Source organism: Variovorax sp. P4_B11 (assembly GCF_056402355.1).
In genome coordinates this window covers 1-26,138 of the sequence record NZ_JBFUHO010000019.1, presented here as the reverse complement: position 1 = coordinate 26,138, position 26,138 = coordinate 1, and the positions used below count along the sequence as shown (strand labels likewise).

Annotated in this window: 24 protein-coding genes; 18 read left to right on the top strand and 6 right to left on the bottom strand. The window is 67.4% G+C overall.

Annotated features, from left to right (window positions below; translation table 11 throughout):
* Window positions 1–20 precede the first annotated feature (20 nt).
* The 4 genes from AC1DYD_RS18135 to phnX are packed head-to-tail and all read left to right on the top strand — an operon-like array spanning window position 21 to window position 4,831.
* Entirely contained in the window at window positions 21–1,115 is a 1,095-nt protein-coding gene (locus AC1DYD_RS18135) for a putative 2-aminoethylphosphonate ABC transporter ATP-binding protein (protein ID WP_478174136.1), read from the top strand.
* A gap of 19 nt (window positions 1,116–1,134) precedes the next feature.
* Entirely contained in the window at window positions 1,135–2,841 is a 1,707-nt protein-coding gene (locus tag AC1DYD_RS18130) for a putative 2-aminoethylphosphonate ABC transporter permease subunit (RefSeq protein WP_478174135.1), read from the top strand.
* Window positions 2,842–2,861: 20 nt separating this feature from the next.
* The gene (locus tag AC1DYD_RS18125; protein ID WP_478174134.1) at window positions 2,862–3,989 is read left to right on the top strand and encodes a TIGR03364 family FAD-dependent oxidoreductase; all 1,128 of its coding nucleotides are present in this window, start codon (window positions 2,862–2,864) and stop codon (window positions 3,987–3,989) included.
* 26 nt (window positions 3,990–4,015) lie between these two features.
* Window positions 4,016–4,831, top strand: a complete 816-nt coding sequence (gene phnX, locus AC1DYD_RS18120) for a phosphonoacetaldehyde hydrolase (RefSeq protein WP_478174133.1) — start codon at window positions 4,016–4,018, stop codon at window positions 4,829–4,831.
* Between the two features lie 24 nt (window positions 4,832–4,855).
* On the opposite strand, the gene AC1DYD_RS18115 is transcribed toward phnX, so the two are convergent.
* Entirely contained in the window at window positions 4,856–5,701 is an 846-nt protein-coding gene (locus AC1DYD_RS18115) for a DNA ligase (protein ID WP_478174218.1), read from the bottom strand.
* Window positions 5,702–5,773: 72 nt separating this feature from the next.
* On the bottom strand, window positions 5,774–6,559 hold the full coding sequence (fabI, locus tag AC1DYD_RS18110) for an enoyl-ACP reductase FabI (RefSeq protein WP_478174132.1): 786 nt from the start codon (window positions 6,557–6,559) through the stop codon (window positions 5,774–5,776).
* Between the two features lie 37 nt (window positions 6,560–6,596).
* Between fabI and AC1DYD_RS18105 the strand changes: the two genes are divergently transcribed.
* From AC1DYD_RS18105 to AC1DYD_RS18050, 12 genes are all read left to right on the top strand, one after another.
* Window positions 6,597–8,393 (top strand): extracellular solute-binding protein, encoded by a 1,797-nt coding sequence (locus AC1DYD_RS18105; protein WP_478174131.1) that lies wholly within the window; start codon window positions 6,597–6,599, stop codon window positions 8,391–8,393.
* A gap of 7 nt (window positions 8,394–8,400) precedes the next feature.
* Window positions 8,401–9,435 carry a microcin C ABC transporter permease YejB gene (locus tag AC1DYD_RS18100; RefSeq protein ID WP_478174130.1) on the top strand — a complete coding sequence of 345 codons (1,035 nt, stop codon included), beginning with the start codon at window positions 8,401–8,403 and terminating at the stop codon, window positions 9,433–9,435.
* A complete protein-coding gene (locus AC1DYD_RS18095; protein ID WP_478174129.1) occupies window positions 9,428–10,468 on the top strand; it encodes an ABC transporter permease in 1,041 nt (346 codons plus the stop codon). Before AC1DYD_RS18100 ends, AC1DYD_RS18095 begins: the two co-directional genes overlap by 8 nt.
* Before the next feature lie 58 nt (window positions 10,469–10,526).
* The gene (locus AC1DYD_RS18090) at window positions 10,527–12,143 is read left to right on the top strand and encodes an ABC transporter ATP-binding protein (protein ID WP_478174128.1); all 1,617 of its coding nucleotides are present in this window, start codon (window positions 10,527–10,529) and stop codon (window positions 12,141–12,143) included.
* Window positions 12,144–12,339: 196 nt separating this feature from the next.
* Window positions 12,340–13,545, top strand: coding sequence for a YbfB/YjiJ family MFS transporter (locus AC1DYD_RS18085; protein ID WP_478174127.1), 1,206 nt, complete (start codon window positions 12,340–12,342; stop codon window positions 13,543–13,545).
* Between the two features lie 169 nt (window positions 13,546–13,714).
* Window positions 13,715–14,326: a ribosome maturation factor RimP gene (rimP, locus tag AC1DYD_RS18080; RefSeq protein ID WP_478174126.1), complete on the top strand. Its 612-nt coding sequence runs from the start codon at window positions 13,715–13,717 to the stop codon at window positions 14,324–14,326.
* A gap of 17 nt (window positions 14,327–14,343) precedes the next feature.
* Window positions 14,344–15,828, top strand: coding sequence for a transcription termination factor NusA (nusA, locus tag AC1DYD_RS18075; protein ID WP_478174125.1), 1,485 nt, complete (start codon window positions 14,344–14,346; stop codon window positions 15,826–15,828).
* A 24-nt stretch (window positions 15,829–15,852) separates the two neighbouring features.
* Window positions 15,853–18,771, top strand: a complete 2,919-nt coding sequence (infB, locus tag AC1DYD_RS18070) for a translation initiation factor IF-2 (RefSeq protein ID WP_478174124.1) — start codon at window positions 15,853–15,855, stop codon at window positions 18,769–18,771.
* Window positions 18,772–18,792: 21 nt separating this feature from the next.
* On the top strand, window positions 18,793–19,164 hold the full coding sequence (gene rbfA / locus AC1DYD_RS18065) for a 30S ribosome-binding factor RbfA (protein ID WP_093107543.1): 372 nt from the start codon (window positions 18,793–18,795) through the stop codon (window positions 19,162–19,164).
* Between the two features lie 2 nt (window positions 19,165–19,166).
* Window positions 19,167–20,114 (top strand): tRNA pseudouridine(55) synthase TruB, encoded by a 948-nt coding sequence (gene truB / locus AC1DYD_RS18060; RefSeq protein WP_478174123.1) that lies wholly within the window; start codon window positions 19,167–19,169, stop codon window positions 20,112–20,114.
* On the top strand, window positions 20,111–21,934 hold the full coding sequence (typA, locus tag AC1DYD_RS18055) for a translational GTPase TypA (RefSeq protein ID WP_478174122.1): 1,824 nt from the start codon (window positions 20,111–20,113) through the stop codon (window positions 21,932–21,934). The genes truB and typA overlap by 4 nt, the downstream gene beginning before the upstream one ends.
* Window positions 21,935–21,947: 13 nt before the next feature.
* Window positions 21,948–22,862, top strand: coding sequence for a DMT family transporter (locus tag AC1DYD_RS18050; RefSeq protein ID WP_478174121.1), 915 nt, complete (start codon window positions 21,948–21,950; stop codon window positions 22,860–22,862).
* Window positions 22,863–22,936: 74 nt separating this feature from the next.
* Here AC1DYD_RS18050 and AC1DYD_RS18045 read toward each other — a convergent pair whose 3' ends face one another.
* The 4 genes from AC1DYD_RS18045 to smpB all read right to left on the bottom strand — a co-directional run bounded on the left by AC1DYD_RS18045 (window position 22,937) and on the right by smpB (window position 25,175).
* Entirely contained in the window at window positions 22,937–23,320 is a 384-nt protein-coding gene (locus tag AC1DYD_RS18045; RefSeq protein ID WP_478174120.1) for a COG4315 family predicted lipoprotein, read from the bottom strand.
* Between the two features lie 47 nt (window positions 23,321–23,367).
* Window positions 23,368–24,108, bottom strand: coding sequence for an anti-sigma factor family protein (locus AC1DYD_RS18040; protein WP_478174119.1), 741 nt, complete (start codon window positions 24,106–24,108; stop codon window positions 23,368–23,370).
* A gap of 13 nt (window positions 24,109–24,121) precedes the next feature.
* A complete protein-coding gene (locus AC1DYD_RS18035) occupies window positions 24,122–24,628 on the bottom strand; it encodes a sigma-70 family RNA polymerase sigma factor (protein WP_478174118.1) in 507 nt (168 codons plus the stop codon).
* A gap of 67 nt (window positions 24,629–24,695) precedes the next feature.
* On the bottom strand, window positions 24,696–25,175 hold the full coding sequence (gene smpB / locus AC1DYD_RS18030; protein ID WP_478174117.1) for an SsrA-binding protein SmpB: 480 nt from the start codon (window positions 25,173–25,175) through the stop codon (window positions 24,696–24,698).
* Between the two features lie 62 nt (window positions 25,176–25,237).
* On the opposite strand from smpB, the gene AC1DYD_RS18025 reads away from it, so the two are divergent.
* Both AC1DYD_RS18025 and AC1DYD_RS18020 read left to right on the top strand, forming a co-directional pair.
* Window positions 25,238–25,684, top strand: a complete 447-nt coding sequence (locus AC1DYD_RS18025) for a type II toxin-antitoxin system RatA family toxin (protein ID WP_478174116.1) — start codon at window positions 25,238–25,240, stop codon at window positions 25,682–25,684.
* Window positions 25,684–26,016, top strand: a complete 333-nt coding sequence (locus AC1DYD_RS18020; protein ID WP_478174115.1) for an RnfH family protein — start codon at window positions 25,684–25,686, stop codon at window positions 26,014–26,016. The genes AC1DYD_RS18025 and AC1DYD_RS18020 overlap by 1 nt, the downstream gene beginning before the upstream one ends.
* The last annotated feature ends 122 nt before the right edge of the window (window positions 26,017–26,138 follow it).

The following is a 26,138-nucleotide window of genomic DNA, read 5'->3' as shown; positions in this document are numbered from 1 at the left end:
CACCGGCGGATCGGCCACACATGAGCGACGACGCGAGCTACCTCGACCTGCGGCGCATTCACAAGCGCTTCGGCGGCTTCACCGCGCTGGAGGGCATCGACCTGGCGATCCGGCGCGGCGAGTTCGTCTGTTTCCTCGGCCCCTCGGGCTGCGGCAAGACGACGCTGCTGCGCATCATCGCGGGGCTCGAGACGCAGACCTCGGGCACGATCCTGCAGGCCGGGCGCGACATCTCGGTGCTGCCTCCGTCAGGGCGCGACTACGGGATCATGTTCCAGTCCTATGCGCTGTTCCCGAACCTCACGGTCGGCGACAACGTGGCCTATGGACTGGTCAATCGACGCCAGTCCCGGACCCAGGCGGCGCCCAGGGTCGATGAACTGCTGCGCCTGGTCGGCCTGCCGGACAGCGGCGGCAAGTACCCGGCACAGCTCTCGGGCGGCCAGCAGCAGCGCATCGCGCTGGCCCGCGCGCTGGCCACCTCGCCGGGCCTGCTGCTGCTGGACGAGCCGCTGTCGGCGCTCGACGCCATCGTGCGGGTGCACCTGCGCAACGAGATCCGCTCGCTGCAGCGCAAGCTCGGCGTCACCACCGTGATGGTCACGCACGACCAGGAAGAAGCACTGTCGGTGGCCGACCGCATCGTGGTGATGAACCATGGCGCGATCGAGCAGGTCGGCACCCCGATGCAGGTGTATCGCGAGCCGGCATCGCCCTTCGTCGCCGACTTCGTCGGCAAGGCCAACCGGCTGCGAGCTGTGGCCGAGGGGGACCGCTGGTTCCGCTGTGGCGCGCTGCGGCTGCAGTGCCCGCCGGAGGCCGGCGCCGACTTCCGGCCCGGCCGGCCGGTGATGCTCTACCTGCGGCCCGAGGACCGCGTGGTCGACGGCGTGCGCGACGACGACCCGCTGCGCTGCAGCGGCACCGTGCGCCATGTGGAATTCCTCGGCGGCAACTGCCTGGCCGAAGTCGCGGTCGACCGCATCCCCGACCAGCCGGTGCAACTGCAGTTCTCGCTCAACCAGATGGACGAGTTCGACGTGCGCGAGGGCGCCTCGCTGCGTTTCGCGCTGCGGGCCGATCGGCTGCGGGTGTTCCCGCTGGCCGAGGCCTGAGCGGCGACGGAGTCAGGCCATGTCCGCGGTCCTGAAGATACCTCCGCTGAAGCAACGTGTGCCGGCCGGCGACCGGCTGGCGCACCTGGCGCTCGTCGGTACCGCGCTGCTGCTGCTGGTCGGGCTGGTGGCGCCGCTCGCGATCATCCTGTCGAAGGCGCTGGAGGCGCCCGAGGGCGCGACCGGGCTCGGCAACTTCGCGGCCTACCTGGCTTCGCCGGCCTTGCTGCAGAGCCTCTGGCACAGCGTCTGGGTGTCGCTGCTGGTGACGCTGATCGTGGTGCCGCTGGCCTTTGCGTTCTCCTATGCGCTGACGCGCAGCTGCATGCCCTTCAAGGGCGTGTTCCGCGCCATCACGCTGCTGCCCTTGCTGGCGCCATCGCTGCTGTCGGCGATTTCTCTGATCTACTGGTTCGGCAACCAGGGCGTCGCCAAGGCACTCTGGCTGGCGCTCGGCTTCGAAGGCATCTACGGTGCGCCGGGCATCGTGCTGGCCGAGTGCTTCGCGACCTTTCCGCACACGCTGATGATCCTGGTGGCCGCGCTGACGCTGGCCGATGCCCGCCTGTACGAGGCCGCCGATGCGCTCGGCACCCCCACCTGGCGCAAGTTCTTCACCATCACGCTGCCAGGCGCCAAATACGGGCTGGTGTCGGCGGCGCTGGTGACTTTCACGCTGGTCATCACCGATTTCGGCATTCCCAAGGTGGTCGGCGGCAGCTTCAACGTGCTCGCGACCGACGTCTTCAAGCTGGTGATCGGGCAGCAGGACTTCCAGCGCGGCGCGGTGGTCGCCTTGCTGCTGTTGACGCCGGCGGCGCTGACCTTCGCGATCGACCATCTGGTGCAGCGGCGCCAGACCTCGACCCTGTCGGCCCGCGCCGTCGCGCTGCTGCCGAAGCGCTCGCCGCGCTTCGATGCGGCAATGACGCTGTACTGCCTGCTGATCGTCGCCCTGATGCTGGCGATGTTCGGGATGGCGGTGTTCGCCTCCTTTGCCACGCTGTGGCCCTACAACCTGGCGCCGAGCCTGGTGCACTACGTCTCGGGCCTGGTCGACGCCGAGCTCGGCGACGCGATGCTCAACAGCGTCAAGCTGGCGTCGGCAACGGCCCTGTTCGGCACGGCGGCGGTGTTCGTCGGCGCCTACATGCTCGAGAAGACCCGTGGCTTGTCTCTGGTGCGGGCCTCGATCCGGCTGATGGTGATGTTGCCGATGGCCGTGCCCGGACTGGTGCTCGGCCTGGGCTACATCTTCTTCTTCAACGCGCCGGCCAATCCGCTCAACGTCCTCTACCAGACGATGGCGCTGCTGGTGCTGTGCACCATCGTCCATTTCTACACCACCGGCCATCTGACGATGGTGACCGCGCTGAAGGCGATCGACCCCGAGTTCGAGGCCGTCTCGGCCTCGCTCAAGGTGCCGATCTACAAGACCTTCTGGCGCGTCACGCTGCCGATCTGCCTGCCGACCCTGCTCGACGTCTCGCGCTATTTCTTCATCAACGCGATGACGACGATCTCGGCGGTGGTGTTCCTGTATTCGCCCGACACCAAGGTGGCGGCGGTGGCGATCCTCAACCTCGACGAGGCCGGCGAGAGCGGGCCGGCGGCCGCGATGGCGGTGCTGATCGCCGGCGTCTCGACGCTTGTCACACTGCTGTATCTCGCACTGGGCAGACTGGTCGACCGGCGCACGCAGGCCTGGCGCGCGCCGGCCCGCTGAGCCTTTCCGATTCGAAGCGCATGACTGACACTCCCACCCATTTCGACCTCGTGGTCGTCGGAGCCGGCATTGTCGGCCTGGCCCATGCCTACACTGGCGCGCGGCGCGGACTCAAGGTCTGCGTCGTCGAGCGCGACGCCGCCTGCGTCGGCGCCTCGATCCGCAATTTCGGCTTCATCACCGTGACCGGGCAGGGCGCCGGCGACACCTGGCGGCGGGCCCGCCGGGCGCGCGAGATCTGGGGGGAGGTCGCGCCAGCCGCGGGCATCGAGACCCTGCACCACGGGCTCTGGCTCACCGCCTTCCGGCCGCAGGCGCTCGAAGTGCTGAAGGCGTTCATGGCCACGCCGATGGGCGAGGGCTGCGAGCTGCTCGAGGTCGCCGAGGCCGCCGCGCGGGCGCCGGTGCTGCAGCTGGCCGGCGCGCAGGGCGTGCTCTACAGCCCGCACGAAATGCGGGTCGAGTCGCGCACCGCGATCGGGCTGCTGGCGCGCTGGCTGGCCGAGGCGATGGGCGTGGTGTTCCGCTTCGGCGAGGCGGTTCTCGAGGTGGCCGCGCCGCGGGTGCGCACCTCGCGTGCCATGCTGCACGCCGAGCGGGTCGCGGTCTGCACCAATACCGACCTCAACGGCCTGTTCGCCGAGCGATTGACGCCCCATCGCCTGCAACTGTGCCTGCTGCACATGCTGCGCGTGCAGCCCGAACCCGGATTCAAGTTGCCCGGTTCGGTGATGGCCGACCTGAGCCTGGTGCGCTATCACGGCTACAGCAAGCTGCCGGCCGCCGCCGCCCTGCTCGAGCAGATGCAGCGCGAAGAGGCCGAATCGCTGGCCAACGGCATCCACCTGATCGTGGTGCAGAGCGCCGACGGCTCGCTGGTGGTCGGCGATTCGCACCACTACGGCGCAGCGCCCGAACCCTTCGCCGACCAGCGCGTCGACGATTTGATCCTCGAGCACCTGCACCGGACGCTGCATCTGAAGCGGGCCCGCGTCAGCGAGCGCTGGGTCGGCATCTATCCCTCCTCGGCCACCACCGACTGCCTGATCGACGCGCCCGACGACGCCACGCGGCTGGTGCTGGTCACCAGCGGCACCGGAGCCAGCACCGCCTTCGGCATCGCCGAGGACGTGTTCGCGGGCTGGTAGCCCTTCATCGACGAGATCCAGAGACCATGAGTCCTTTCCCCTCCCGCCTGCGCGCCGTCGTCTTCGACTGGGCCGGCACCATCATCGACTTCGGCTCCTGCGCGCCCATGGGCGCCTTCGTGAAGCTGTTCAAGCAGTTCGACATCGCGATCACCATCGAGGACGCACGCGGCCCGATGGGGGTCGCCAAATGGGACCACATCAAGGCGCTCGGCACCCTGCCGCATGTGGCGGCCCAATGGCTGGAACGCCAGGGCAAGCCCTTCGACGACGCCGACGTCGACCGGCTCTACGAGATCTTCACGCCGATGAACGCGGCCATCGTGGCGGACTTCGCCGACTTCATTCCCGGTGCGGTCGAGATGGTCGACACCTTGCGCGCGCGCGGCCTGAAGATCGGTTCGACCACCGGCTACAACCGGCCGATCATGGACATCGTGACACCGATCGCGGCGGCCGGCGGCTACGTGCCGGACAACCTGGTCTGCGCCGGCGACCTGGCGGCGGGCCGGCCGAGCCCGCTGATGATGTATCGCAGTTTCGCCGACCTCGGCGTCTGGCCGCCGTCGACCGTGGTCAAGGTGGACGACACCGGCGTCGGCATCGAGGAGGGCCTGCACGCCGGCACCTGGACCGTCGGGCTGGCGGTCAGCGGCAACGCGGTCGGCCTGCCGCTGGCCGACTGGCAGGCCCTCGACCCCGGCCGCCAGCAGGAACTGCGCGCCGCCGCCACGGCGAAGCTCGAGGCCTCCGGTGCGCACTATGTGATCGACAGCGTGGCCGACCTGCTGCCGGTGCTGGAAGACATCGAGTCGAAGCTGGGGCAGGGCATCTTGCCCTGAGGCACGCATTCGCGTGGTCGCGGTTCAGTCGCTCAGGTCGGGGCGCTCGCGCAGGAAGCGCGCAAAGCGCGGCAGGCCGCTCGGGTTGGTGCCGTTGTAGCGGTAGGTCACCCAGCTGCCGATGGCCGGCGGCTTCTCGCGCTCGGCGTCGCTGAAGCCGCCGCCGAGCTTGAAGCGCTTGCCGTCGGTCGTCTCGACCCACAGCGCGCCCATCCGGCCGCCATGCTTGCCGCGGCCCGGTACGTAGGAGATCACGCGCGCATCGGCGTCGTCGAAGGGCTTGACCTTGACCAGGTCGCTGTTGCGTTCGGCCCGGTAGAGCGAGCCGCCCCGGTGCAGCATCAGGCCTTCGCCGCCCATCCGCACGGTCTTGTCGAGCAGGGCCTGCAGGTCGTCGTGGGTGGTGGCGCGAAGTTGCGGAACCGGCACGATCCAGGGCGCTTCGGTGATCGGCAGCAGCTTGCGCAGGGCCGCGAGCCGGCTCGTGAAGTCGCCCGGCGCGGCCGGCAGATCGAAGACCATGAAGCGCATCTGGCGCCACGCGACATCGTTCGGCGTCTGGCTGCGCACGGTCGAGACCGCGTGTGCGAAGCGGCCGCGCCCGGCCCAGAGTTCGCCGTCCATCGGCACTGCCGGCAGCGCGGCGGTGAACCACGCCGGCGCCGCGATCCGCTCGCCGCCGCGGGTCCACAGCTGCTTGCCGTCCCAGTAGCCCCGCACACCGTCGAACTTCTCGCTGACCCAGTAGTCCGCCAGCGACATGCCGGGGCGATACACCTCGGCCAGCATCAAGGGAGGCGCGGCATTGCCGGCCAGCGCGGTCGATGCCAGCGCGGCCAGCCCCGCCAGAACGAACGCCCGTCGATCCATCTTGTTCATTGACAAGTCCTCCCTGCCCAACCACCGCCAAGGCGCTGGCGCGCCCGATCGTCCGGAACGCGGCTAGCCTTCCGACACGCCGCCCACCACCTGGCTGAAGCCGCCGTCCACATAGGTGATCTCGGCGGTCACGCCGCTCGCGAGATCGCTCAGCAGGAAGGCGGCGACGTTGCCGACTTCCTCGATGGTCACGTTGCGGCGCATCGGCGCGATCTTCGAGATTGCCGACAGCAGCTTGCCGAAATCCTTGATGCCGCTGGCCGCCAGCGTCTTGATCGGGCCGGCGCTGATGCCGTTGACGCGCATGCCCTTGGGGCCGAGCGACTCGGCCAGGTAGCGCACCGAGGCTTCGAGCGAGGCCTTGGCCAGTCCCATGGTGTTGTAGTTGGGCAGGGCCCGGATCGCGCCCAGGTAGGTCAGCGTGAGCAGCGCCGACTTGTCGTTGAGGTAGGGCAGGGCCGCCTTGGCCATGGCCGGAAAGCTGTAGGCACTGATATCGTGCGCGATCTTGAAGCCTTCGCGCGACAGGCCCTCAAGGAAGTCGCCGGCGATCGCCTCGCGCGGTGCGAAACCGATGCTGTGGACGAAGCCATCGAACTTCGGCCAGATCTGGGCCAGGTCGGTGAACAGCTTGTCGATCTGGGCGTCGTCGCCGACATCGCAGTCGAACACCAGCTTGGAGTCGAAATCGGCCGCGAACTCGGTGATGCGGTCCTTGAAGCGCTCGCCGACGTAGCTGAAAGCCAGCTCGGCGCCTTGCGCATGGCAGGCCTTGGCGATGCCGTAGGCGATGGAGCGATTGCTCAGAACGCCCGTGATCAGAAGTTTTTTGCCGGAAAGAAAGCCCATGGGACGACCTCGTGTAAATCTTGGGCAGAATTCTCGCATGCGGGTTTGGCTTCTTTTCGTGTTGGCGCTTTGCGCGGCGCCGTCTTGGGCGGCGCATGCCTACGCCCAGTTCGGCGACATCAAGTACCCGGCGGGGTTCACCCACTTCGACTATGTCAATCCGCAGGCGCCCAAGGGCGGCGAGATCCGCATGGTCCCGCCGACGCGGCCGACCAACTTCGACAAGGTCAATCCCTTCACGCTCAAGGGCACGGCACCGTACGGCATCGGCAACCTGATGTTCGAGAGCCTGTTGACGGGCAATTCGGAGGAGCCGACCACCGCCTACGGCCTCCTGGCGGAGGACGTCGCGGTCGCTGCGGACAAGAAGTCCGCCACCTTCAGGATCCATCCCAAGGCGCGTTTCAACGACGGCAGTCCGGTGCTGGCGGCGGACGTCGTGCACTCGTTCACCACGCTGACCAGCAAGCTGGCGGCCCCCCAGTTCAAGACGATCTATGCGGAAGTGAAGGGCGTCAGGGCAGTCGACGAACGAACCGTGCGCTTCGATTTCAAGAGCCCCAATCCCGAGCTTCCGCTGGTGGTTGGCGGCATGCCGGTGTTCAGCCGGGCCTGGGGCGGCGGCAAGCCCTTCGATCAGATCACGACCGACCTGCCGATCGGCTCGGGGCCCTACAAGCTGGTGAACCCGCGCATGGGGCGGGACATCACCTACACGCGCGATCCGAGCTACTGGGGGGCCGACCTGCCGGTGCGCAAGGGTTTCTTCAACTTCGACCGCGTCACCTACAGGATCTACCTGGACGACACGGCGCGCTTCGAGGGCCTCAAGGCCGGCGAGTACGACTTCATGCGCGAATTCACTTCGCGCAACTGGGCCCGCCAGTACAAGGGCAAGCAGTTCGAATCCGGCGAGCTCGTGAAACGCGCCTTCGAGAACAGGAACCCCGGTGATTTCCAGGGCTACGTCTTCAACGCGCGCAATCCGAAGTTCAAGGACATCCGGGTGCGTCAGGCGATCGGGCTCGCGGTGGATTTCGAGTGGCTCAACCGGCAGCTCTTCTACGGGCTGTACAAGCGCGTCGAGGGCTATTTCCCGAACAGCGAGTTTCACGCCGAAGGACTGCCGACGCCGGAAGAACTGGCGCTGCTCGAGCCCTTGCGCGACAAGCTGCGGCCCGAGGTCTTCGGCCCTGCCGTGGTCTCGCCGAGTACCGCGCCGCCGGGCAGCCTGCGCGAGAACCTGCGCAAGGCACGCGCCTTGCTGGCTGAAGCAGGGTGGACTTATCGGGATGGCGCCTTGCGCGACGAGAAGGGCGAGATCTTCACGATCGAGTTTCTCAACGACCAGCCTTCGCTGATCCGCGTCGCGACGCCGTTCCAGTCGGCGCTGCAGAAGCTGGGCATCCAGATGACGTTTCGCACGGTCGACTTCTCGCTGGCCCAGCAGCGCATGGACAACTTCGAATTCGAGATGACGACCGTGCGCTTGCCGGGCAGCACGGCGCCGGGCGGCGAACTGCTGGAGCTGTTCGGCTCGGAGGCCGCCGCGACCCATGGCTCGCGAAACATCTGGGGCATCGCCGACCCTGCCGTGGATGCGCTGGTGCAAAAGGTCGTGAGCGCCACCACGCGTCCCGAACTCAGCGCCGCCATGCGTGCGCTGGACCGCGTGCTTTCCCACGGCTACTACTCGATTCCGCAGTACTACGGCGGTGCCTTCCTGATCGGCTACCATCCGAAGCCTTTCGTGCTGCCCCCCGTGATCCCACCCTACTACGACGCCCACGACTGGGCCATGAGCACCTGGTGGGCATCGCCCGCCAACAAGTAGGCAGGCGATGGTCAGCTACATCCTCAAACGCCTGCTGCTGATGGTGCCGACCCTGTTCGGCGTGCTGCTGTTGACCTTCGTCGTGATCCAGTTCGTGCCGGGGGGGCCGGTCGAGCAGATGGTGTCCCAGTTGCAGGGCCGCGATTCCGGTGGCGAGCGGGCCGCCGCGAGCGGCGCAGGCTATCGGGGGCGGCAAGGGCTCGATCCCCAGCGCATCGAGGAGATCAAGCAGCTCTACGGTTTCGACAAGCCGCCGCTCGAACGCTTCTGGCAAATGCTGAAGTCCTATGCGCACTTCGACCTGGGAACGAGTTTCTATCAACGCAAGGCCGTGTGGGACCTGGTCAAGGAAAAGATGCCGGTGTCGATCAGCCTGGGGCTGTGGACTTTCTTCATCAGCTACCTGATCGCCGTGCCGCTGGGCGTTGCCAAGGCGGTGAGGGCGGGCACGCGCTTCGACTTCCTGACCACGCTGCTGGTGCTGGTGGGCTATGCCATTCCGGGCTTCGTGCTGGGTGTCGCGCTGCTCGTGGTCTTCGGCGGGCAACTGCAGTGGTTTCCGCTTCGGGGCTTGACCTCGTCGGGCTGGGAGTCCATGGGCTGGGGCGCGAGAATCGTCGACTACCTCTGGCATATCGCGCTGCCCGTGACGGCGATGGTGCTCGGCAGCTTCGCCGTCACGGCCATGCTGACCAAGAACTCCTTCCTGGAGGAGATCCGCAAGCAGTACGTGCTGACCGCGCGCGCCAAGGGCCTGACCGAGCGCGAGGTGCTGTGGAAGCACGTGTTCCGCAACGCGCTGATCCCCATCGTCACAGGTTTCCCGGCGGCGTTCATCGGCGCCTTCTTCACGGGTTCCCTGCTGATCGAGACGCTGTTCTCGCTCGACGGCCTGGGCCTGCTGAGCTATGAGAGCGTGATCCGGCGGGACTATCCAGTGGTGCTGGGCACGCTCTACCTGTTCACGCTGATCGGGCTGGTGACCAAGCTGGTCAGCGATCTTTGCTACGTACTGGTGGACCCGAGGGTGAAGTTTGACTAGCGGCGGCGCCACGCTTTCCCCCGGCCGTCGTGCCTGGTTGCGCTTCAAGCGCAACCGGCTCGGCTACTGGAGCCTGGTGCTCTTCACGCTGCTGGTGGTGCTGAGCCTGTTCGCCGAAGTGCTCTCCACCGACAAGCCGCTGGTGGTGCGCTACGAAGGCCAGACCTACTTTCCGGTGTTGCGCGACTACTCGGAAAAGACCTTCGGCGGCGACTTCGAGACCCCGGCCGACTACCTCGATCCATTCATTCGCGAGCGCATCACCGCCGGCGCCAACTGGGCCCTCTACGCGCCGAATCCCTACGGCCCGAAGACGCTCAACTACTTCGCGAAATCCCCGAATCCGGCGGCGCCGTCGGCCGAAAATTTCCTCGGCAGCGACGACCGCGGCCGCGACCTGCTGGCGCAACTCATCTACGGCTTCCGGGTGAGCGTGCTGTTCGCCCTGGCGCTGACTTTCGTCGGCGTGGTGCTGGGCATCGTCACGGGCGCCATCCAGGGCTTCTTCGCCGGCAAGACCGACCTTGCGTTCCAGCGCTTCATCGAGATCTGGGGTTCGATGCCCGAGCTCTACCTGCTGATCATCTTCAGCGCGATCTTTGCGCCCAGCGTTTCGCTGCTGCTGATCCTGCTGAGCCTGTTCGGCTGGATGGGCCTGTCCGACTACGTGCGCGCCGAGTTCCTGCGCAACCGGCAGATGGACTACGTGCGCGCCGCGCGGGCGCTCGGCGTCGGCAACCTGCAGATCATGTGGAAGCACATCCTGCCCAACAGCATGACGCCGGTCGTGACCTTCCTGCCGTTCCGGATGAGCGCGGCGATCCTGGCGCTGACTTCGCTCGACTTCCTCGGCCTGGGCGTGCCGCCGGGCACGCCATCGCTCGGCGAACTGCTGAGCCAGGGCAAGGCCAACATCGACGCCTGGTGGATCTCGATGTCGACTTTCGGCGTGCTGGTGCTGACGCTGATGCTGCTCACTTTCATGGGCGATGCGCTGCGCGACGCGCTCGATCCGCGGAAGGCCGAACAATGAGCGCCGCCCGGCCGCCCGAAGGCGCTCGCACCGCAGTGCGAAGCACGGAGGTTGCCTTATGAGCGAGGCACTCCTGAGCGTGCGCGGCCTGAGCGCCTCCTTTTCCGGCAAGGAAGTCGTGCACGGCATCGACTTCGATATCGCGCCGGGCGAGAAGCTTGCGCTGGTGGGCGAGTCGGGCTCCGGCAAGACGGTGACTGCCTTGAGCCTGCTGCGCCTGGCGCAGAACGCGCAGTTGTCGGGGCGCGCGACATTCGCAGGGGAGGGCGGCGGCGCGGTGCGCGAACTGCTGGCGCTGCCCGAGCGGCAATTGCGCGGCATCCGCGGCAAGGAGATCGCGATGATCTTCCAGGAGCCGATGACCGCGCTGAATGCGCTCTATCCGGTCGGCGACCAGATCGCCGAGGTGCTCGAGCTGCACCAGGGCCTGTCGGCGAACGCGGCGCGCGAGGCGGCCGTGCAGTTGCTGGCCGACACCGGCATTCCCGAGCCGGCGCGGCGGGCGCGGGCGTTCCCGCACCAGCTCTCCGGCGGCCAGCGCCAGCGCGCGATGATCGCGATGGCCCTGGCCTGCAAACCGCGCCTGCTGATGGCCGACGAACCCACCACCGCGCTCGACGTCACCGTGCGCGCGCAAATCCTCGACCTGCTGACCGAACTGCAGCGCAAGCACGGCATGGCGGTGCTGCTGATCACGCACGACCTGAACCTGGTGCGCCGTTTTGCCGATCGCGTGGCCGTGATGGAGAACGGCCACCTCGTCGAGCAGGGCCCGGTGGCCGCGGTGTTCGATGCGCCGCGGCACCCCTACACGCGAAAGCTGATCGACAGCCGCCCGACCCGGGATGTCGCTCCGGTGGCGGTCGACCCGCAGGCGCCGCCGGTGCTCGAGGCCGCCGGGCTGCGCGTGATCTATCCGGTGCCGCGCCCCGGCATCAAGGGCTGGTTCACCAAGGGCGAGTTCGTGGCCGTGCAGGGCGCCGACTTCCGCATCGCGCCGGGCCAGACGCTCGGCGTCGTCGGTGAATCGGGATCGGGCAAGTCGACGCTGGCCCTGGCGGCGCTCGGGCTCCTGAAGCACCAGGGACGCCTGGCCGTCGCGGGGCGGCAGTGGGCCGCGGGCGGCCGCAGCGACCGCGAACTGCGCCGGCTGATGCAGGTGGTCTTCCAGGATCCGTTCTCATCGCTGTCGCCGCGCATGACGGTCGAGCAGATCGTCGGCGAAGGCCTCACGGTGCATGCGCCGGAACTGGACGCCCGCGCCCGCCGCGACCGGGCATTGACCGCGCTGGCCGACGTCGGCCTGAGCGAGGCCCACTTTCCGTCGTTGCTCGACCGCTATCCGCACGAGTTCTCGGGCGGCCAGCGTCAGCGGCTGGCGATCGCGCGGGCCCTGATCGTCGACCCGAAGCTGCTGGTGCTCGACGAGCCGACCAGCGCGCTCGACGTCACGATCCAGAAGCAGGTGCTGGGCCTGCTGCAGAGGCTGCAGCGCGAGCGCGGGCTGAGCTACTTGCTGATCACCCACGACGTCGAGGTGATCCGGGCCATGGCGCACCAGGTCATCGTGATGAAGGACGGCGCCATTCTCGAATCGGGGCCGGTCGAGCGCGTGCTCGATGCCCCCGAGCATCCCTATACGCAGAAGCTGGTGGCCGCGGCCCTGGCAAGCTGAGACCTTGCGGGACAGACCAAGAACTGCGCAGCAGTTTTGCTCTGTCCTCGACCTTCTGAAACCTTGCGGGACAGATCAAGAAACTGCGAAGCAGTTTTTGCTCTGTCCTCAACTCACCTGAAACCTTGCGGGACAGATCAAGAAACTGCGAAGCAGTTTTTGCTCTGTCCTCAACTGACTAGAACAAAGGAATGAAATGTCGTTGACCGGCTACGACAGGCACGCCGCCTGGCGCGCAGCGCTGGCCTGCATGGTGACACTGGCCGTTGCCATGGGCCTCGGGCGCTTCGCCTTCACGCCGATGCTGCCGGTCATGCTGCACGAGGGCAAGCTCGACCTGCAGGCCGGCGGCGTGCTGGCGTCGCTCAACTACCTGGGCTACTTCCTGGGTGCCGTCAGCTGCGCGGCGATCCGCGTCAAGCCCGCCAGCATGGTGCGTGGCGGCCTCGTCGCCACTGCGGCGCTGCTGCTCGGCATGGGCTTGCTGCAGGGATTCACGTGGTGGGGCGTGCTGCGCACCGCGGCGGGTGTCATGAGCGCCTGGACTTTCGTCTTCGCCTCCGGCTGGGGCCTGCGTCGCCTGGCGGAAACCGGCGCGCCGGCACTGGCCGGCGTGATCTACACCGGGCCCGGCATCGGGATCGCGGCGACCGGCCTGCTTGGCGGCGCACTGGGGCGCTGGGGTTCGGAGGCCGGCTGGATCGGCTTCGGCCTGCTGTCGCTGGCGCTGATCGCCGTGATCTGGCGCATTTTCGGCGATGGCGAATCGGCGCCGGCCGGCGCCTCGGCGGCGCCGAGCGCTGCACCATCGGCCGCCGCATCGGCGGTGGCGCGCCGCGACGCCCGCTGGCTGGTCGGCCTCTACGGCCTGGCGGGCTTCGGCTACATCATCACCGCGACCTTCCTGCCGGTGATCGCCCGGCAGGCGCTGCCCGGCTCGCCGTGGCCGGACTTCTTCTGGCCGCTGTTCGGACTGGCGATCGTTCCCGGCGCGCTGATCGGCGCGCGGGCGCCGGTCCACTGGGACAATCGGCTGCTGCTCGCGGTCGCCTATGCGCTGCAGGCGCTCGGGGTCGTGCTGTCGGTGGCCTGGCCGACGATCTGGGGTTTCGGCCTCGGCAGCCTGCTGCTGGGCATGCCGTTCACGGCCATCACCCTTTTTGCAATGCGGGATGCGCGCCGCTTACGAGGCAACGCATCGGCCGGCCTGATCGGCTATGCGACCGCCTCCTACGGCGTCGGCCAGATCCTGGGGCCCCTGTTCGCCGCTCCGCTGGCCCAGCGGAGCGGATCGTTCGCCGCGCCCCTGCTGGTCGCCGCCGCGGCGCTGGCCGTCGGTGCGTTGCTTTTTGCAATGGTTTGGTGGCGTTCCGCAGCCGCCAAAACGGTTCGGAGGCCGTAGAAACCCCTGTTTCTGTAACGAATTTGGCATATAATTCGAGGCTCACGACCAAACGGGCGGGTACCAACCGCCCGTTTTTTATTGGTCGAAGCATTTTCGATGCGGCTGGCGCGTTCGGAGCGCGGGGAGCGCGGCGGCATCGGTTGAACTCAAAGGCGAACAAAGACACGTGGCATTGCAGCAGACAGTGGAACAAACCGTGGCCGGGCTCGGCTACGACCTGGTCGAGATCGAACGCTCGGCCGGGGGATTGCTGCGCGTCACGATTGATTTGCCCTGGGCCGGCCCCAACTTGGAAGCGGCCGCCGCAGGAATGCCGGAGCCTTTCATCACGGTCGAGGATTGCGAGAAGGTCACGCGGCAGCTGCAGTTTGCGCTCGAGGTCGATGGCGCCGAATACAAGCGGCTCGAGGTGTCGTCGCCGGGTATCGACCGGCCGTTGCGCAACGAACAGGATTTCGAGCGTTTTGTCGGCGAAGTGATCGACATCACGCTGAAGGCGCCGATGGGTGCGGCGGCGGCGGGCCAGGTGGCGGCCAATCGCAAGAAATTTCGCGGCACGCTGGAGCGCGTCGCAGCCGCAGACGGTACGCCCGGATGGCAGATCGTCTGGAGCGAGGAGCCGGCCGCGAAGCCCGGCCAGAAGATCAGCAAGAAGCGCGTGCCTGCCCCGTTGCAGGCACTGGGCTTTGCATTGGACGAGTTGCGCGAAGCGCGGCTCGCCCCGATAGTGGATTTCAATGGGCGCAGGCCAAAACCCGGCACCGCGGTGTCGGACTGAACGAGGAGAGTGGTGGCATGAATCGCGAAATGTTGATGTTGGTGGATGCGATCTCGCGCGAGAAGAACGTCGAGCGCGACGTCGTCTTCGGCGCGGTCGAATCCGCCCTGGCGCAAGCCACCAAGAAGCTCTACCAGGGCGATGTGGACATTCGCGTCGCCGTCGACCGTGACAGTGGCGACTACGAGACCTTCCGCCGCTGGCACGTGGTTCCGGACGAAGCCGGCCTGCAGCTGCCCGACCAGGAAATCCTGCTGTTCGAAGCCAAGGAAGAGATGCCCGACATCGAGCTCGACGAGTACATCGAGGAATCGGTGGATTCGGTGCCGATCGGCCGCATCGGCGCCATGGCCGCCAAGCAGGTGATCCTGCAGAAGATCCGCGACGCCGAGCGCGAGATGCTGCTCAACGACTTCATGTCGCGCGGCGAGAGGATCTTCACCGGCACCGTCAAGCGCCTGGACAAGGGCGACATCATCGTCGAAGCGGGCAGGGTCGAAGGGCGCCTCCGCCGCAGCGAGATGATCGCCAAGGAAAACCTGCGCAACGGCGACCGCGTGCGGGCCATGATCATGGAGGTCGACCTGACCCTGCGCGGCGCGCCGATCATCCTGTCGCGTTCGGCGCCCGAGTTCATGATCGAGCTGTTCCGCCAGGAAGTGCCCGAGATCGAGCAAGGCCTGCTCGAAATCAAGAGCTGCGCCCGCGACCCCGGTTCGCGCGCCAAGATCGCGGTGCTCTCGCACGACAAGCGGGTCGATCCGATCGGTACCTGCGTCGGCGTGCGTGGCACCCGGGTCAATGCGGTGACCAATGAGCTCGCCGGCGAGCGCGTCGACATCGTGCTGTGGAGCGAGGACCCGGCCCAGTTCGTGATCGGCGCCCTGGCGCCGGCCAACGTGTCGTCGATCGTGGTCGACGAAGAGAAGCATGCAATGGACGTGGTGGTCGACGAGGAAAACCTCGCGATCGCGATCGGCCGTGGCGGCCAGAACGTGAGGCTCGCCTCCGACCTGACCGGCTGGAAGATCAACATCATGGACGCCAACGAGTCGGCCCAGAAGCAGGCGACCGAAACCGATGCCAGCCGCAAGCTGTTCATGGAGAAGCTCGACGTCGACGAGGAAATCGCCGACATCCTGATCTCCGAAGGTTTCACCAGCCTCGAGGAAGTGGCCTACGTGCCGATCTCCGAGCTGCTCGAGATCGAGAGCTTCGACGAAGACACCATCAATGAGCTGCGTTCGCGCGCCAAGGATGCGTTGTTGACGGCGGAGATCGCCCGTGAAGAGGACGTCGAGAGCGTTTCGCAGGATCTGCGCGACCTCGCCGGCCTCGACCCGGCCCTGATTCCCAAATTGGCCGAGGCGGGTGTGCACACCCGTGACGACCTGGCCGACCTCGCGGTCGATGAACTCACCGAAATCACCGGCCAAAGCGCCGATGAGGCCAAGAACCTGATCTTGAAAGCCCGCGAACATTGGTTCGCCGGCCAAGAGTGACGGTCATGGAGGCACGAAACCAATATGTCCAGTACCACTGTCGCCGAGTTCGCGAACGAACTCAAGAAGACTCCCGAAACCTTGCTTGACCAGCTCAAGAGCGCAGGCGTGCCCAAGCAGGCCGTCACCGACGCGCTCAGCGAGGCCGACAAGCAGCGCCTGCTCGGCTTCCTGAAGGCCAGCCACGGCACGGTCGAGCCCGAGCGCAAGAAGATCACGCTGACCAAGAAGTCGACCAGCGAGATCAAGCAGGCCGACGCCACCGGACGCGCCCGCACCATCCAGGTCGAAGTGCGCAAGAAGCGAACCTTCATCCAGCGCGACGAGGGCCATCCCGCCGTGCCGGAGGCGAGCGCAGCCGCCGAGGCCGAGGCGCCCGCCGCTGCAGCGCCCGCAGCACCCCGGATCGACGAAGCCGAGCTCGCCCGCCGCGAGGAAGACGCCCGCCGCCAGGCCGAATTGATCCGCCGCCAGGAAGAAGAACTGGCCGAGAAGCGCCGCCTGCGCGAAGAAACCGAAGCCCGCGAGCGCGAGAAGCTCGAGCGCGCCGAGCGTGCCGAGCAGGAGGCGAAGGCCGCCAGCAAGAAGGCGTCCGAGGCCGCCGCGGCCGCCACCGTGACCGAAGGTGCGCCCGAAGCGCCTGAAGAGGCCCCGGCCGTGACCGACCGCAAGGCGGCTGCCGAGGCGGCCGCGACGCAGGCCAAGGACGATGCCAAGGCCAAGGCCGCCGCCGAATCGAAGGCCCGCGCCGACGAAGAAGCCGCCCGTGCCAAGGACCTCGACGAACGCCGCCGCAAGGCGCTGGCTGAAGCCGAGGCCATCCGCGCCATGATGAATGCACCGGCGCGCGTGCTGGTGCCGCACAAGGCGCCCGAGAAGCCGGCGCCCGAGAAGGCGGCCGTCAAGGGCACGCTGCACAAGCCGACCGCACCGCCGGCCCGGCCGGGTGCGCCCGCTGCACCGGGCACCGCTGCCGCGCCCGGCGCCGGCGCCGGCAAGGAAGTCAAGTCCGCCAAGCTCTCCTCGAGCTGGGCTGGCGACACGGCCAAGAAGAAGGAAATCAAGACCCGCGGCGATGCCAGCGGCGGTGTCGGCCGTGGCAACTGGCGCGGAGGCCCGCGTGGCCGTCGCGGCAACGATCGCGGAGGCCACGAAGAGCGCATGCCGGCGGCACCGGTCGAGGCGCGCATCCTCGAAGTGCACGTGCCCGAAACCATCACGGTGTCGGAGCTCGCGCACAAGATGGCCGTCAAGGCGGGCGAGGTCATCAAGCAACTGATGAAGCTCGGCCAGATGGCGACCATCAACCAGTCGCTCGACCAGGACACCGCGATGATCATCGTGGAGGAAATGGGCCACAACGCGGTGGTCGCCGCGCTCGACGACCCGGAAGCCTTCACCGACGACGACGTGTCGGCTCAGCAGGCCGAAGCCCTGCCGCGCGCTCCGGTCGTGACCGTCATGGGCCACGTCGACCACGGCAAGACCTCGCTGCTGGACTACATCCGCCGCGCCAAGGTGGCCGCGGGCGAAGCCGGCGGCATCACGCAGCACATCGGGGCGTACCACGTCCTGACCGACCGCGGCATGGTGTCCTTCCTCGACACCCCGGGCCACGAGGCGTTCACCGCCATGCGTGCCCGCGGTGCGCAGGCCACCGACATCGTGATCCTGGTGGTCGCGGCCGACGACGGCGTCATGCCGCAGACCAAGGAAGCCATCAAGCACGCAAAGGCGGCAGGTGTGCCGATCGTGGTCGCGATCAACAAGATCGACAAGCCCGATGCCAACCTCGACCGCGTCAAGCAGGAGCTGGTCGCCGAAGAAGTCGTGCCTGAAGAGTACGGCGGCGATGTGCCCTTCGTGCCGGTCTCCGCCAAGACGGGGCAGGGCGTCGACAGCCTGCTCGAGCAGGTGCTGCTGCAGGCCGAAGTGCTGGAACTCAAGGCGCCGGTCGATGCCGCCGCCAAGGGCCTGGTCATCGAAGCCCAGCTCGACAAGGGCCGTGGCCCGGTGGCGACGGTGCTGGTCCAGTCCGGCACCCTCAAGACCGGCGACGTGGTGCTGGCCGGCTCGACCTATGGCCGCGTGCGCGCCATGATCGACGAGGACGGCAAGACCATCAAGTCGGCGGGTCCGTCGATCCCGGTCGAGATCCAGGGCCTGACCGAAGTGCCGCAAGCGGGCGACGAGTTCATGGTGATGGCCGACGAGCGCCGTGCGCGCGAGATCGCCACCTACCGGGCCGGCAAGTTCCGCAACACCAAGCTGGCGAAGGCCCAGGCCGCGAACCTGCAGAACATGTTCACCGACCTCTCGGCCGGCGAAGTGCAGACGCTGCGGATCATCATCAAGGCCGACGTCCAGGGTTCGCAGGAAGCACTGGCGCAATCGCTGCTCAAGCTGGCGACCGAAGAGGTCAAGGTGCAGATGGTGTACGCCGGCGTCGGCGGCATCAGCGAGAGCGACATCAACCTCGCGATCGCCTCGAAGGCCATCGTGATCGGCTTCAACGTGCGGGCCGATGCCGGTGCGCGCAAGCTGGCCGAGAGCAACGGCGTTCAGCTGCACTACTACAGCATCATCTATGACGCTGTGGACGACATCAAGGTCGCGATGTCCGGCATGCTGGCTCCCGAGCGGCGCGAAGAGATCATCGGCTCGGCCGAGATCCGCACCGTGTTCGTGGCCTCCAAGATCGGTACGGTCGCGGGTTGTATGGTCACCTCCGGCTCGGTCAACCGCAGCGCGCATTTCCGCCTGCTGCGCGACAACGTCGTGATCTACACCGGCGAAGTCGACTCGATCAAGCGCCTCAAGGACGACGTGCGCGAAGTGCGCGAAGGCTTCGAGTGCGGTATCAAGCTCAAGAACTACAACGACATCAAAGAGGGCGATCACCTCGAGTTCTTCGAGATCAAGGAAATCGCCCGGACGCTGTAAGCGACCGAAGCGAAACTGGCCATGCCCAAACGAAAAGCCGCAGCCCCGAACCGCGCCTTCAAGGTGGCCGATCAGATCCAGCGCGATCTGACGGAACTGATCGCGCGCGAACTCAAGGACCCGCGGGTGGGCATGGTCACGATCCAGGCGGTCGAGGTCACGCCCGATTACGCGCACGCGAAGGTCTTCTTCAGCCTGCTCGTGGGCGACCCGGTCGAGACCACCGAAGCCTTGAACCAGGCCGCGGGCTTCCTGCGCAACGGCCTGTTCAAGCGCCTGCACATCCACACGGTGCCGACCCTGCACTTCCAGTTCGACCGCACGACCGAACGTGCGGCCGACATGAATGCGCTGATCGCGCAGGCCGTCGCTTCTCGTTCCAAAGACGACTGAAGATGAACGCGCCACGCACACGGGTGCAGCGGCGCCCTGTGCATGGGGTGTTGCTGCTCGACAAACCGCTGGGGCTCTCCAGCAACCAGGCCTTGCAGAAGGCCAAGTGGTTGCTGCGCGCCGAAAAGGCGGGCCACACCGGCACCCTCGATCCGCTCGCGACCGGCGTCTTGCCGCTGTGCTTCGGTTCGGCGACCAAGTTCAGCCAGCTCCATCTCGACGCCGACAAGACCTATGAGGCGAGCGCGCGCCTGGGCGTGAAGACCGCCACCGGCGATGCCGAGGGCGATGTCATCGCCGAGCGGGCCGTCGCCGTGAGCGCGGAGGATCTGGCGTGCGTGCAGGCCCGGTTCACCGGCCCGATCCGCCAGCTGCCGCCGATGCACAGCGCGCTCAAGAAGGACGGCCGCGCGCTGTACGAGTACGCGCGCGAAGGCATCGAGATCGAACGCGCACCGCGCGATGTCGTGATCTACAGGCTGGCCCTGGCGGCGCTGTCGGACATCGATATCCGCATCGAGGCGACCGTCAGCAAGGGCACCTACATTCGCACGCTCGGCGAGGACATCGGCGAGGCACTGGGTTGTGGCGCCCATCTGACTTCGCTGCGCCGCACCGCGACCGGCGGTTTCGAAGTTTCGCAATGCGTGACCCTCGAGGCCCTCGAAGCCATGAACGAGGACGAGCGGCTGGCCTGCCTGCTGCCGACCGAGGCCCTGGTGGCCGATCACACGCGCGTCACGCTCGGCGCCGAAGATGCCGGGCGCTTCCTGTCCGGGCTGCGCCGGCGCGGCAACTGGGCCGATGCGCCCGCCGTGGCCGTGTTCGGCAACCAGCCGGAAGCCTTCCTGGGCACGGCCCACGTCAAGGCCGGCGAACTGATCCCGGGGCGGCTGCTGAGCCCCATCGAAATCCAGCAGACATTATTTTTGACCGAAGCGACACCATGACCCAACAGATTCGCAATATCGCCATCATCGCCCACGTGGACCATGGCAAGACCACGATGGTCGACCAGCTGCTGCGCCAGTCCGGCACCTTCGCCGAGCACGAGAAAGTGGTCGACACCGTGATGGACAACAACGCGATCGAAAAAGAGCGCGGCATCACGATCCTGGCCAAGAACTGCGCCGTGACCTGGAAGGGCACGCACATCAACATCGTCGACACCCCCGGCCACGCGGACTTCGGCGGTGAAGTCGAGCGCGCGCTGAGCATGGTCGACGGCGTGGTGCTGCTGATCGACGCCCAGGAAGGCCCGATGCCCCAGACCCGCTTCGTGACCAAGAAGGCGCTGGCTCTCGGCCTCAAGCCGATCCTGGTGGTGAACAAGGTCGACAAGCCCGGCGCCCGCCCCGACTACGTGGTGAATGCCGCCTTCGACCTGTTCGACAAGCTCGGCGCGACCGACGAACAGCTCGACTTCCCCGTGGTCTATGCCTCGGGCATCAATGGCTGGTCGTCGCTCGAAGAAGGCGGCCAGGGCGAGCAGTGGGGCCCCGACATGTCGGCCCTGTTCGACACCATCCTGAATCACGTGCCGTCGCAAATGGGTGACCCCAACGCGCCGCTGCAGCTGCAGATCTCCGCCCTCGACTTCTCGACCTTCGTCGGCCGCATCGGCGTCGGCCGGATCAGCCAGGGCACCATCAAGCCCATGATGGACGTGGTGGTGATGGAAGGTCCGGACGGCAAGGCCGTCAAGGGCCGTGTCAACCAGGTGCTGACCTTCCAGGGCCTGGAGCGTGTGCAGGCCACCGAGGCCGGCCCGGGCGAGATCGTGCTGATCAACGGCATTGCCGACATCGGCATCGGCGTCACCGTGACCGACCCCTCGAACCCGGCGCCGCTGCCGATGTTGAAGGTTGACGAGCCGACCCTGACCATGAACTTCTGCGTCAACACCAGCCCGCTGGCCGGCCGCGAAGGCAAGTACGTCACCAGCCGCCAGATCTGGGACCGCCTGCAGAAGGAACTGCAGCACAACGTGGCGTTGCGCGTGAGCGAGACCGACGAGGAAGGCATCTTCGAGGTCATGGGCCGCGGTGAACTGCACCTGACCATCCTGCTGGAGAACATGCGCCGCGAAGGCTTCGAGATGGCCGTGTCCAAGCCGCGCGTGGTGTTCCGCGAGATCGACGGCGTCAAGCACGAGCCGATCGAGCTGGTCACCGCCGACATCGAAGACCAGCACCAGGGCGGTGTGATGCAGGCGCTGGGCGAACGCAAGGGCGAACTGGTCAACATGGAACCGGACGGCCGCGGCCGCGTGCGCCTCGAGTACCGCATTCCGGCGCGGGGCCTGATCGGCTTCACCAACGAATTCCTGAACCTGACGCGCGGCTCGGGCCTGATCTCGAACATCTTCGACAAGTACGAACCGTTCAAGGGCGAGATCGGCAGCCGCAAGAACGGCGTGCTGATCTCGATGGACGACGGCGAGATCTTCACCTACGCGCTGGGCAAGCTCGACGACCGCGGCCGCATGTTCGTGCGCGCCAACGACCCGGTGTACGAAGGCATGATCGTCGGCATCCACAGCCGCGACAACGATCTGGTGGTCAACGCCACGCGCACCAAGCAGCTGACCAACTTCCGGGTCTCGGGCAAGGAAGACGCGATCAAGATCACGCCGCCGATCGAACTCACGCTGGAATACGGCGTCGAGTTCATCGAGGACGACGAACTGGTCGAGATCACGCCCAAGAGCGTGCGCCTGCGCAAGCGCTACCTGAAGGAACACGAGCGCAAGCGCGCTTCGCGCGAGTAAGCGCTCCAGGGCCATGAGCGGGCGTGGCTTGACCCACGGGCGTGCCGTCTGGCTGATGGTCTGCGTCACCTTGATGTGGGCCACGGCCGGGGTCGTCACGCGCCATCTGGAGCACGCGCGCAGCTTCGAGGTCACGTTCTGGCGCAGCTTCTTCACGCTGGTCTCGCTGCTCGTGATCCTGCCGCTCTGGCAGGGCCGCGCGGTATTCGGGAAGGTGCGCCGGGGCGGCCGGGAACTGTGGATCTCCGGCGTCTGCTGGAGCGTGATGTTCACGGCCTTCATGGTCGCGCTCACCTTGACCAGTGTCGCCAACGTGCTGGTCACCATGGCGCTCGGCCCGCTGCTGACGGCGCTCGGCGCACGGATCTTCATCGGCCACAGGCTGCCGGCGCGCACCTGGGCCGCGATCGTGGTGGCGGGCCTCGGCATCGGCTGGATGTACGGCACCCAGCTCGGCGAAGGGCAGCTGCTGGGCACGCTGGTGGCGCTGTGCGTGCCGCTGGCCGGCGCCTGCAACTGGACCGTGGTGCAGCATGCCCATGCCGAGGGCCATGACGTCGACCTGGTGCCCGCGGTGCTGGTCGGTGCGGCGATCTCCACGCTGCTCACCCTGCCGCTGGCCTGGCCGTTCCAGGCCAATGCACACGACCTCGGTCTGCTGGCCTTCCTGGGCCTGTTCCAGCTGGCGATTCCCTGCGTCTTGTCGGTGTTGTGCGCCCGCGTGCTCAAGGCGCCCGAAGTGGCGCTGCTGGCGCTGCTCGAAGTGATCTTCGGCATCGCGCTGGCCTGGATCGGGGCCGGCGAGGAGCCGGAGCCGAGCGTGCTGACGGGCGGCGCGCTGGTCATCGGCGCACTAATCTTCAATGAACTGCTGGGCCTGCGGGAGCGGCGCGACGCCTCGCGCCAGTCATTGACTGCGGGGCTCTGAGCCGCCCCCAAAAAAAGGCCGGCGCCCGGCGCCAGCCTTCGTCATGCACGCGCCCCGCGGGCGCGTTGATGGCCTCAGGGCCGAGCCACCTTCCAGACGCCGTTGAAGCCGTCACCGGTCTTGTCGCCGGCCTTGGTGTCCTTCGACCAGTAGTAGAGCGGAGCGCCCTTGTAGGCCCACTGCTTGGTGCCGTCGTCGCGCACGATGATCGTGTAGGGGCCCATCGGCTTGGCGGCGTCGGCCACCTTCAGTGCCGGCCAGACCGTGATGCAAGGTCCGTTGCAGACGGACTTGCCGCTGCCAACGACGTCGCGGTCGAAGGTGTAGAGCGTCATTCCGGTGGGGCCGATCAGCACGCCGTCGGCGGTGCGGGTCGGCGTGTCCGGCGCCTTGCTGGACATGCTGCCGCAGCCGGCGAGCAGGGCAACGGCAAGAATCGAGGCGCTGAGCAGTTTCATGAGTTTTTCTCCTTCGGTTAAAAAAATCGGAATGCAGCCCGGACAGTCTAGCCGCCGGCACTTTCGAGTTGACGGTACACGGCGGTCGCGAGTCCCAGCAAGGCATCGCGCGGAAGCGCGCCCGCCAGAGCGTAGCCGAAGCCCCGATCGACCCAGTAGAAGCTCGGCACCGGGCCCTCGGTGGCGAAGCGGAAGGCGGTTTCATCGGACCTGGAGGCTGCGGCGCCGTCGAGGCTGCCGATGTACAGCGTCACGCGTTCGCCACCTGCCCCCTCGAACATGAACTGTGCCCTGGGCCCCTGGCTGCCCGGCAGCAGGCGGCCGCCGACGAGCGTGTAGCCCTGGGCCGACAGATCGGGCAGTTTCAAGGGCCGGTCGAGCCGCCTGGAGAGCCACTGGACCAGATGCTGCTGCTCGGCCGCGGCGACCTCCACCGGATGCCGCTTCTCGGGCGAGTAGACCGCATGCGCAACCGCTGCCGCATGCACGAACTCCTGCGCCGCCGGCACGGCGCGGGCCAGCCGCGTGGTGCCGCCGGTCGCGCGCAGCCACTGCGAATTGGCGATCCATCCGGCGCCGAAGGCGATCAGCACGGCGGCCGCCATGCCGCCCCAGCGCAGCCATGGCGCTTCGGCGCGGCGCGGCCCGCCCCTGACGCCCGCCGCCGCGAGCAGGGGCGCGGGCACGGGTTCGTCGAGCACCTCGCGATGCAGCTGGCGCAGGGCGTCGCGCTGGGCCAGCCAGGCGTGCGGATCGTCGTCGTCGAGGGGTGGAGGCGGGGTGTTCATGGCAGGCAGCCGGTTACTTGAGGCGGCGCAGGGCGGTGCGGCCGGCGACCGGAGGCGCCTCGTCCATCAGGGCCTGCAGGCGGGTGCGGGCCCGCGACAGGCGCGACATCACGGTGCCGGCCGGGATGCCGAGGACCTTCGCCACCTGGGCATACGACAGGTCCTCGAGCGCGACCAGCAGCAGCACCGCGCGCTGGTCCTCGGGCAGCAGCAGCAGGCAGCGCTGCAGGTCGATCGCCTGGTCGCGCTGGGTGTCGACCGCGCGCAGTTCATGCCCCGCCTCGTCGATGTCGACCATGGCGCGTGCCGGTGCCCGCCGCATCTGGCTGGCGAACTGGTTGTGCATGATCGTGAAGAGCCAGGCCCGCAGGTCGGTCCCCAGGCTCCAGAGCCGCCACTTGCGGCAGGCGCGCTCCAGCGTGTCCTGCACCAGGTCGTCGGCCGCCCAGGCGTCGCCGGTCAGCGCGCGGGCGTAGCGCCGCAGGCTCGGGATGTGAGGGACGAGGGAACGTGGATCCATGGGTGATGTACCTGATGCACGAACGCCGCCGGCGGGGCGCTTATTCCATCGCTCCGAAAAAAATTCCTTAACGGCTGCGGCTCTTCATGGCGCGCTCGACCTCGCGCTTGCCTTCGCGGTCCTTGATGGTGTCGCGCTTGTCGTGCTCGGCCTTGCCCTTGGCCAGGGCGATCTCGCACTTGACCTTGCCGGCCTTCCAGTGAAGGTTGAGCGGCACCAGCGTGTAGCCCTTCTGCTCGATCTTTCCGATCAGGCGGCGGATCTGCTCCTTGTGCAGCAGCAGCTTCTTGGTGCGCACCGAATCCGGGTTGACGTGGGTCGAGGCCGACTTGAGCGGGTTGATCTGGCAGCCGATCACGTAGAGCTCGCCTTCACGGATCACGACGTAGCCGTCGGTCAGCTGCACCTTGCCCTCGCGCAGGGACTTGACCTCCCAGCCTTCGAGCACCATGCCGGCCTCGAAGCGCTCTTCGAAGAAATAGTTGTACGCGGCCTTCTTGTTGTCGGCGATGCGGGAGGAGGGGTCTTGCTTCTTTTTGGTGGCCATGGTGTTTCAGGTGAGGGCTGCATGGCTTCAATACAATCCGTCGCGCACGCGGTGCCGATTCTATGAAAACAGTCCACAAGTCCGTTCTTATCTGGTACAGCGCCGAAGAGATGTACGCGCTCGTCACCGATGTGGCGAAGTATCCCGAGTTCCTGCCGTGGTGCGATCGCTCGAAAGTCGTCGAGGCGAGCGAACACGGCATGACCGCCGAGGTCGGCCTCGCGTTCAGCGGCTTCCACCAGAGCTTCACCACCCGAAACACCCATGTGCCGGGCCGCGAGGTGCACCTGAAGCTGGTCGACGGGCCGTTCTCGAACCTCGATGGGGTCTGGACCTTCACCCCGGTCGGAGAAGACGGCGAGCGGGCCTGCCGGGTCGAGCTCAACCTGAGCTACGGCTTCAGCAACTTCGCGCTCCAGGCGCTGGTCGGCCCGGTGTTCGACAAGATCGCCTCGAACCTGGTGGAGGCTTTCGTGAAGCGCGCCGAGCAGGTCTACGGCGTCGCGTGATGCCGAGGGTCACTGTCGCCTGTTCGCCGCGGCCGCGCGAGGTCTTCGAGCAGGAGCTCGAAGTCGCGCAAGGCGCGACGGTGCGCGAGGTGGTGGTCGCCAGCGGCCTGCCGCAGGCGTTGCCGGGACTGGACTGGCAGGCGATGACGCCGGGGATCTGGGGCCGGGCGGTCGAATGGACCCGCTGCGTGAGCGACCTCGACCGCGTCGAGCTGTGCCGTCCGCTCGCAGTGGACCCGAAGGTGGCGCGGCGCGAGCGATTCCGCCAGCAGGGCGCGCGCGGGACCGGATTGTTCGCGAACCGGCGCAAGGGCGGCAAGGCGGGGTACTAGGGCCTGTTCACACTACTTCCGGGGATCGCGTTGCCGGGCCAAGGGGCTGGATGCAAGGCGCCCGCGCGCAGCAAGGCTTTCGCCTTGCAAGCGCGGGCAACGCCGCAGACGGCCCCTTGGCC

Excerpts from the sequence above, each read along its gene's own strand:
- AC1DYD_RS18135 (WP_478174136.1), top strand. The coding sequence starts at position 21 with ATGAGCGACGACGCGAGCTACCTCGACCTGCGGCGCATTCACAAGCGC.
- AC1DYD_RS18130 (WP_478174135.1), top strand. The coding sequence starts at position 1,135 with ATGTCCGCGGTCCTGAAGATACCTCCGCTGAAGCAACGTGTGCCGGCC.
- AC1DYD_RS18125 (WP_478174134.1), top strand. The coding sequence starts at position 2,862 with ATGACTGACACTCCCACCCATTTCGACCTCGTGGTCGTCGGAGCCGGC.
- phnX (WP_478174133.1), top strand. The coding sequence starts at position 4,016 with ATGAGTCCTTTCCCCTCCCGCCTGCGCGCCGTCGTCTTCGACTGGGCC.
- AC1DYD_RS18115 (WP_478174218.1), bottom strand. The coding sequence starts at position 5,701 with ATGGATCGACGGGCGTTCGTTCTGGCGGGGCTGGCCGCGCTGGCATCG.
- fabI (WP_478174132.1), bottom strand. The coding sequence starts at position 6,559 with ATGGGCTTTCTTTCCGGCAAAAAACTTCTGATCACGGGCGTTCTGAGC.
- AC1DYD_RS18105 (WP_478174131.1), top strand. The coding sequence starts at position 6,597 with ATGCGGGTTTGGCTTCTTTTCGTGTTGGCGCTTTGCGCGGCGCCGTCT.
- AC1DYD_RS18100 (WP_478174130.1), top strand. The coding sequence starts at position 8,401 with ATGGTCAGCTACATCCTCAAACGCCTGCTGCTGATGGTGCCGACCCTG.
- AC1DYD_RS18090 (WP_478174128.1), top strand. The coding sequence starts at position 10,527 with ATGAGCGAGGCACTCCTGAGCGTGCGCGGCCTGAGCGCCTCCTTTTCC.
- AC1DYD_RS18085 (WP_478174127.1), top strand. The coding sequence starts at position 12,340 with ATGTCGTTGACCGGCTACGACAGGCACGCCGCCTGGCGCGCAGCGCTG.
- nusA (WP_478174125.1), top strand. The coding sequence starts at position 14,344 with ATGAATCGCGAAATGTTGATGTTGGTGGATGCGATCTCGCGCGAGAAG.
- infB (WP_478174124.1), top strand. The coding sequence starts at position 15,853 with ATGTCCAGTACCACTGTCGCCGAGTTCGCGAACGAACTCAAGAAGACT.
- rbfA (WP_093107543.1), top strand. The coding sequence starts at position 18,793 with ATGCCCAAACGAAAAGCCGCAGCCCCGAACCGCGCCTTCAAGGTGGCC.
- truB (WP_478174123.1), top strand. The coding sequence starts at position 19,167 with ATGAACGCGCCACGCACACGGGTGCAGCGGCGCCCTGTGCATGGGGTG.
- typA (WP_478174122.1), top strand. The coding sequence starts at position 20,111 with ATGACCCAACAGATTCGCAATATCGCCATCATCGCCCACGTGGACCAT.
- AC1DYD_RS18050 (WP_478174121.1), top strand. The coding sequence starts at position 21,948 with ATGAGCGGGCGTGGCTTGACCCACGGGCGTGCCGTCTGGCTGATGGTC.
- AC1DYD_RS18045 (WP_478174120.1), bottom strand. The coding sequence starts at position 23,320 with ATGAAACTGCTCAGCGCCTCGATTCTTGCCGTTGCCCTGCTCGCCGGC.
- AC1DYD_RS18040 (WP_478174119.1), bottom strand. The coding sequence starts at position 24,108 with ATGAACACCCCGCCTCCACCCCTCGACGACGACGATCCGCACGCCTGG.
- AC1DYD_RS18035 (WP_478174118.1), bottom strand. The coding sequence starts at position 24,628 with ATGGATCCACGTTCCCTCGTCCCTCACATCCCGAGCCTGCGGCGCTAC.
- smpB (WP_478174117.1), bottom strand. The coding sequence starts at position 25,175 with ATGGCCACCAAAAAGAAGCAAGACCCCTCCTCCCGCATCGCCGACAAC.
- AC1DYD_RS18025 (WP_478174116.1), top strand. The coding sequence starts at position 25,238 with ATGAAAACAGTCCACAAGTCCGTTCTTATCTGGTACAGCGCCGAAGAG.
- AC1DYD_RS18020 (WP_478174115.1), top strand. The coding sequence starts at position 25,684 with ATGCCGAGGGTCACTGTCGCCTGTTCGCCGCGGCCGCGCGAGGTCTTC.